This window comes from Pseudomonas tehranensis, assembly GCF_014268615.1.
Taxonomy (GTDB): Bacteria; Pseudomonadota; Gammaproteobacteria; order Pseudomonadales; family Pseudomonadaceae; genus Aquipseudomonas; species Aquipseudomonas tehranensis.
The window spans coordinates 1-4,412 of sequence record NZ_JABWQV010000339.1 but is presented as its reverse complement, the minus strand read 5'-3'; the positions used below and the strand labels follow the sequence as shown (position 1 = coordinate 4,412).

General features: G+C 62.8%; 5 protein-coding genes. 1 reads left to right on the top strand and 4 read right to left on the bottom strand.

Annotated features, from left to right (window positions below; translation table 11 throughout):
- Positions 1 to 33: 33 nt before the first annotated feature.
- On the bottom strand, positions 34 to 1,107 hold the full coding sequence (locus tag HU811_RS25410) for an NAD(P)H-dependent flavin oxidoreductase (protein ID WP_186658775.1): 1,074 nt from the start codon (positions 1,105 to 1,107) through the stop codon (positions 34 to 36).
- Positions 1,108 to 1,251: 144 nt separating this feature from the next.
- Here HU811_RS25410 and HU811_RS25405 point away from each other — a divergent pair, with 144 nt between their 5' ends.
- On the top strand, positions 1,252 to 1,740 hold the full coding sequence (locus tag HU811_RS25405) for a GyrI-like domain-containing protein (RefSeq protein WP_186658772.1): 489 nt from the start codon (positions 1,252 to 1,254) through the stop codon (positions 1,738 to 1,740).
- Here HU811_RS25405 and ada read toward each other — a convergent pair.
- From ada to HU811_RS25390, 3 genes are all read right to left on the bottom strand, one after another.
- Positions 1,704 to 2,777, bottom strand: coding sequence for a bifunctional DNA-binding transcriptional regulator/O6-methylguanine-DNA methyltransferase Ada (gene ada, locus HU811_RS25400; protein ID WP_186658769.1), 1,074 nt, complete (start codon positions 2,775 to 2,777; stop codon positions 1,704 to 1,706). The genes HU811_RS25405 and ada overlap by 37 nt on opposite strands.
- An 88-nt stretch (positions 2,778 to 2,865) precedes the next feature.
- Positions 2,866 to 3,546 carry a DNA oxidative demethylase AlkB gene (gene alkB / locus HU811_RS25395; RefSeq protein WP_437179506.1) on the bottom strand — a complete coding sequence of 227 codons (681 nt, stop codon included), beginning with the start codon at positions 3,544 to 3,546 and terminating at the stop codon, positions 2,866 to 2,868.
- Positions 3,533 to 4,261: a 2OG-Fe(II) oxygenase gene (locus HU811_RS25390; RefSeq protein ID WP_186658766.1), complete on the bottom strand. Its 729-nt coding sequence runs from the start codon at positions 4,259 to 4,261 to the stop codon at positions 3,533 to 3,535. The genes alkB and HU811_RS25390 overlap by 14 nt, the downstream gene beginning before the upstream one ends.
- Positions 4,262 to 4,412: the final 151 nt, after the last annotated feature.

Genomic DNA, 4,412 nt, shown 5'->3' with positions numbered 1-4,412 from the left:
ATGTGGGAGCGAGCCTGCTCGCGATGGCGACCGTCAGGACCGCCCACGACCATTCAGTTGGACCAGTGCCTCTTCGGCCAAGCGCCGGGTCAGCTCGGCGGTCGACAATTCCCGGCCCATGGCAAATGCCTGCCCGGCCCAGAGATTGCTGAAGTCTGCTTCATCCTTGGCGCGCAACGGCATCAACGCACCGCCCGCCAGGGGGAATGCCGGCGCCATCGGACTCATTGGCCCGATCTCGCGCATCACCCGGTTGACGATGCCCCGGGCCGGTCGACCGGTGAACAGGTTGGTGACTGCGGTTTGACTTTCCTTGGCCGTGCGCAGCGCCCGGTGATGGGACGGGCTGACTTTAGCCTCGGGCGTGAACAGATAGGCGCTGCCCAGTTGTACCGCCGATGCGCCCAGGGCAAACGCCGCGACGATTCCCCGCGCATCGCCAATACCGCCCGCAGCGATCACTGGCACGCTCACCGCATCCACCACCTGTGGCAGCAAGGCAAACAGGCCGACCTGGGTGTTGAGGTCGTCACTGAGGAACATCCCACGATGGCCGCCAGCTTCATAGCCCATGGCGATGATCGCGTCGCAACCGTGCTGTTCCAGCCAGAGGGCTTCCTCGACGGTGGTGGCTGACGACAGGACTTTGGCACCGGTGGCTTTCACCCGGTCCAGCAGGGACTTTTCCGGCAGCCCGAAGTGAAAGCTGACCACTTCAGGCCGCATCTGCTCCAGCACCCGGCACGCTGCATCATCGAACGGCGTGCGGTTGGACACTGGCGTCGGCCCGTCGAAGTCGGCACCCAGCTCTTCGTAGTAGGGCTTGAGGTGTTGCTTCCAGGCCGCGATGCGTTGTTCGTCGAACACGGGTGACTGGTGACAGAAAAAATTCACGTTGAACGGCTTGTCGGTCTGTTCGCTGATCGTCGTCAGCGCCTGACGCAATTGCTCGACATCCAGCATCGCCGCCGGCATCGAACCCAGCCCGCCGGCATTGCAGGCGGCGATCACCATGGTCGGTCCCGTCACTCCGGCCATCGGTCCTTGGATAATGGGCAGCTCGATACCAAGCAGGTCAAGAATGCGAGTGTCTGGCCACTGGCTCATGTACGGGTCTCCGACGGCAGAAGGAAAGAGGGTTTTTAGCAGGTGTGGCCCAGCCAGGGCCAGTCGAGTTTTTCAATCGGATGCGCCAACTTGATCCCGAGAGCGGGTTACCATGCGGGCTTCATTTCTCAAGGAGCCTGACCCATGGACGTCAAACTCAAGGCAGTCGAACCCTTCACCGTGGCCGGCCTGCAGGTACACACGCGCAACGCTGACGAACAGCAACCCGACACGGCACGGATCGGCCCGATGTGGCAGCAGTTCTTCACTGAAGGGCTGTTCGACAAGATTCCCGCCAGACAGTCGGAGTCGTTTGTCTACGGGGTCTATTCCAGCTACGAATCCGACGCCACCGGGTACTTTGATGTGACGGCCGGGGTACAGGTGGATGCGACCAGCGCAGGCTACGCCGCCGTGGACATCGAAGGCGGGGATTACCTGGTGTTTTCCGCCAAGGGGCCGATGCCCGACTGCGTGATCCAGACCTGGGACCTGATCTGGGCATATTTCGCGGATAACCCGCAAACCCTGCGCCGCTTCACCACCGATTTCGAGGTCTACAGCGGCCCCGACTCGGTGGCGATCTACATCGGCGTTCAGTCCGCGGACGAGCGTTCCAGCGCCAGCAACTGACGCTTGCGCTCCACGCCCCAGCGATAGCCCGACAGGTTGCCGTCGCTGCGCACCACCCGGTGGCAGGGGATCGCCACCGCCAGACTGTTAGCCCCGCAGGCCTGGGCCACGGCGCGCACGGCTTTAGGCATGCCGATGCGCTGGGCGATCTCGGCGTAGCTGGCGGTGCTGCCCGGCGGAATATCCCGCAGGGCTTGCCAGACCCGTTCCTGGAACGCCGTGCCTTGCAGGTCCAGCGGCAGGTCCAGGCCCAGGGCCGGTGCTTCGATAAAACCCACCACTTGGGCGATCAACTGCTCGAAGTCGCGGTCGGCTCCGATCAGGTTGGCGCGGCGGAATTTGTCTTGCAGGTCCCGCACCAGTGCGTCCGGATCATCCCCCAGCAGGATCGCGCACACCCCGCGTTCGCTTTGCGCCACCAGAATCGCCCCCAGGGAGCATTGGCCGACGGCGAAGCGGATATCGGTGTTCTGCCCGGCGGCGCGGTAATTGGCGGGTTTCATGCCCAGCACTTTGTCGGCGGCTTCATAGAAGCGACTATTGGAATTGAAGCCGGCGTCGTAAAGCGCTGCGGTGATCGATCCGCCATCGCTCAGGCGTTCGCGCACCTTGCGCGAGCGGTGGGCGGCGGCATAACCCTTGGGTGTCAGACCGGTGACGGCCTTGAACACCCGGTGGAAATGGAAGGGACTCAAGCCTGCGCTTTGCGCCAGCTCATTGAGCCCAGGCAGTTCTTCGGCAGCCTCGATCTGCCGGCAGGCGGCCGCGACCCGGGCCGCTTGTTGGGCGGCGATCTGGGTCTGGTCCCTGGCCACGCGCTTGCTGGGACGATACCCCGCCGCCTGGGCCTGTTCCGGCGTGTCGAAAAATTCCACGTTACGCGGATTGGGCAGGCGCGACAGGCTGCTGGGGTGGCAATAGATGCCGGTGGTTTTCACGCCATAGACGAATTGCCCGTCGGCGCGCGGATCCCGGGCGAGCACGGCGGCCCAGCGAGGATCCTGTTCAGCGGTGAGGGTGTTCGAAGTGCTGTTCATGGTCGTTATGTCCATTGGCCCGTTTTGCCTAAGGTAGCGAGCCTGTGAGAGGGCAACACTCCGGGTCTTGCGGTTGAATTCTGCGCCTTCATCCGGCGGTGCGAAATGTCAGGTTGATCCGCTGGGCGCCCAGCTTTGGATGTTGGCCTTGCTTGAGCGGCAACACGCCGTGATAACGCAACCGGTCCACGCCGCCCCAGACCACGATGTCGCCATGGAACAACGGGACGCGCAGACTTTTGTCGCTGCGCTCGAAGCCGCCGAATTGAAACACTGCCGGCAAGCCCAGGGACATCGAGACGATAGGGGCGGTGAGTTGGCGTTCGTTCTTGTCTTGATGCAAAGACATCCGTGCGCCGGGCACGTAGCGGTTGATCAGGCAGGAATCCGGCTCGAAGTGCTCGAACTGCGCCTGTCGGGCAGCGGCCTGGGCCAGCTCGCGAAACACCGCTGGCATGTCGGGCCAGGGTTGGCCGGTCTGTGGGTCATGGGCCGTGTAACGATAGCCACTGCGATCGGTGGTCCAGCCCAGCGCGCCGCAACTGCTCAGGGCTACTGACATGGTAAAACCGCCAGGCGTGACCATCTGCCGGAACGGCGCGGCCAGCAACACCGCTTCCAGGGCCGGCAGCAAACGTTCGAGCCAGGGCAGGGCAAAACCGCGCAAAACAAACGATTGCTCACCGATCTGTTCGGTCAGGCTGGGTGTCGTCGGCGTCTCGTCGGCGAACAGATCCAGCGTGATAGGGGTGTCATCATTGCGCATCATGAAAAATGATTCCAAGTGTATGCCGGCTGCCGCTGTGCACGCGGCTGACGCCATGGCGCATGTTCACTCGATAATAACCGCGAACGCCTTTGACCGGCCGCTGATGCACCGCGAACACCAGCGCATCGCCCTGTTTCAGATCGATGACCTGCGCTCGTGACTGCATGCGCGGGCGCTGTTCGGTCAGCACGAACTCACCACCGCTGAAGTCCCGCCCCGGTTCCGACAACAGAATCGCCACCTGCAACGGGAACACGTGCTCGCCGTACAGATCCTGATGCAGGCAGTTGTAATCCTGTGGGCCGTATTGCAGCAACAACGGCGTAGGACGCCGCTGCCCGGCGGCGTGACAACGCTGAATAAAATCGGCGTGCTGGTCGGGGTAGCGCACTTCAAGGCCCATGCATTCATTCCAGCGGTTCGCCAATGGCACCAGCGCCGGGTACAACGCCTGTCGCAATTGCTCGACGACTTCGGGCAGCGGATAGCGAAAATACTGATACTCCCCGCGCCCGAATCCGTGGCGGGCCATGATCACCTTCGAGCGGAAAAGATCGCCCTCAGCGTATAGGCCGCTGAGCATTTTGCATTGCCTGGCCGTGACCAGGTTGCGGATGATTGCGCTGCCATCCTGGTCGAGGTTTTGTTCAAGGGTAGGCCAATCAAGGCCGTCTATGTGTTGTGTCAGCGAGGGGGCTTGCAGGATAGCGGACATGCGCACAAACCTTGGTGGGAAAGGTTGGCCAGTCTGGGGCGTATCCTGGTTGTTGACACTCCGGAGCTTGCGATCAATGTCTGCCGAAGGGGCTAGCGGTGATCCGTGCTAGCCGGGCACAGCCCTGTGGCGAGGGAGCTTGCTCCCGCTC

Bases quoted from the DNA above. Each gene is read 5' to 3' on its own strand.
- ada (WP_186658769.1), bottom strand. From the start codon at position 2,777: ATGAACAGCACTTCGAACACCCTCACCGCTGAACAGGATCCTCGCTGG.
- alkB (WP_437179506.1), bottom strand. From the start codon at position 3,546: ATGATGCGCAATGATGACACCCCTATCACGCTGGATCTGTTCGCCGAC.
- HU811_RS25410 (WP_186658775.1), bottom strand. From the start codon at position 1,107: ATGAGCCAGTGGCCAGACACTCGCATTCTTGACCTGCTTGGTATCGAG.
- HU811_RS25405 (WP_186658772.1), top strand. From the start codon at position 1,252: ATGGACGTCAAACTCAAGGCAGTCGAACCCTTCACCGTGGCCGGCCTG.
- HU811_RS25390 (WP_186658766.1), bottom strand. From the start codon at position 4,261: ATGTCCGCTATCCTGCAAGCCCCCTCGCTGACACAACACATAGACGGC.